The organism is Streptomyces alkaliphilus, assembly GCF_014141535.1.
Classification (GTDB): Bacteria; Actinomycetota; Actinomycetes; order Streptomycetales; family Streptomycetaceae; genus Streptomyces; species Streptomyces alkaliphilus.
Window position 1 is genome coordinate 1 of the sequence record NZ_VKHT01001049.1, and the last position, 1,679, is coordinate 1,679.

At 68.8% G+C, this 1,679-nt stretch carries 1 protein-coding gene; it reads right to left on the minus strand.

The window, feature by feature from the left end; translation table 11 throughout:
* Positions 1-1,679 (minus strand): dihydropteroate synthase (locus FNQ90_RS22280; protein ID WP_182607987.1); only part of this gene is annotated, 1,679 nt, incomplete at both ends.

Below are 1,679 nucleotides of genomic sequence, written 5' to 3' on the forward strand. Positions count from 1 at the left end.
GTGGTGGGGCGGGGGGCGACCCGTCGGCGCCTGAGTTCCGGCAGCACGGCGCCGGGCACCCCGCGCTTGACGCCGATCAGGGCGTCCATCAGGCGCAGGCCCTCGAAGGCGTCACGGGCGTAGCGCACCTCGCCCTCGTAGATGTCGTGCAGATCCTGCTCGACGTAGGCGCGGGTCAGGGCCGCGCCCCCGAGGATGACGGGGTAGTCGGCGGCCATGCCCCGTTTGTTCAGCTCCTCCAGGTTCTCCTTCATGATCACCGTGGACTTCACCAACAGGCCGGACATGCCGATCACGTCCGCGCGGTGTTCCTCGGCGGCCTCCAGGATCGCGGAGACCGGCTGCTTGATGCCGAGGTTGACGACGTTGTATCCGTTGTTGGACAGGATGATGTCGACCAGGTTCTTGCCGATGTCGTGCACGTCGCCGCGCACGGTGGCCAGCACGATGGTGCCCTTGCCGGAGTTCCCGTCGGCGTCCTCGACCTTCTCCATGTGCGGTTCGAGGTGGGCTACGGCGGTCTTCATCACCTCGGCGGACTGGAGCACGAACGGCAACTGCATCCGGCCGGCGCCGAACAGTTCACCGACGGTCTTCATCCCGGCCAGCAGGGTGTCGTTGACGATGGCCAGGGCGGGGCGCTCGCGCAGCGCCTCGTCCAGGTCGGCCTCCAGGCCGTTCCGCTCGCCGTCCACGATGCGGCGGCGCAGCCGCTCCTCCAGGGGCAGCGCGGCCAGTTCCTCGGCCCGACCGGCCTTCATCGCCCTGCTGTCCACGCCCTCGAACAATTCCAGCAGGCGGGCCAGCGGGTCGTAGTCCTCCGTGCGGCGGTCGTGGATCAGGTCCAGGGCGACCTGGACGTGCTCGGGGTCCAGTCGCGCGATGGGCAGGATCTTCGCGGCGTGCACGATCGCCGAGTCCAGGCCGGCTTTCACGCACTCGTCGAGGAAGACGGAGTTCAAAACGGTGCGGGCGGCGGGGTTGAGACCGAAGGAGATGTTGGACAGCCCCAGGGTGGTCTGGACGTTCGGATGCCGGCGCTTGAGCTCGCGAATGGCCTCGATGGTGGCCACACCGTCCTTGCGGGACTCCTCCTGGCCGGTGCAGATGGTGAAGGTCAGACAGTCGATGATGATGTCGGACTCGTCGATGCCCCACCGGCCGGTCAGTTCCGCGATGAGGCGTTCGGCGATGGCGATCTTCTTCTCGACGGTGCGGGCCTGGCCCTCCTCGTCGATGGTGAGGGCCATGAGGGCGGCACCGTGCTCGGCGGCCAGGCCGGTGACGCGGGCGAACCTGGACCCGGGGCCGTCGCCGTCCTCGAAGTTCACCGAGTTGATCACCGCGCGTCCGCCCAGACGCTCCAGGCCGGCGCGGATGACCTCCGGCTCGGTGGAGTCCAGGACGATCGGCAGCGTGGAGGAGGTGGCCAGCCGACCGGCGAGCTCGGACATGTCGGCGACGCCGTCGCGGCCGACGTAGTCCACGCACAGGTCGAGCAGGTGGGCGCCCTCGCGGATCTGGTCGCGGGCGATCTCGACGCAGTCGTCCCAACGGCCCTCCAGCATGGCCTCGCGGAACTTCTTGGAGCCGTTGGCGTTGGTGCGCTCACCGATGGCCAGATAGGAGGTGTCCTGGCGGAAGGGCACCGATTGGTAGAGCGAGGAGGCCCCCGGCTC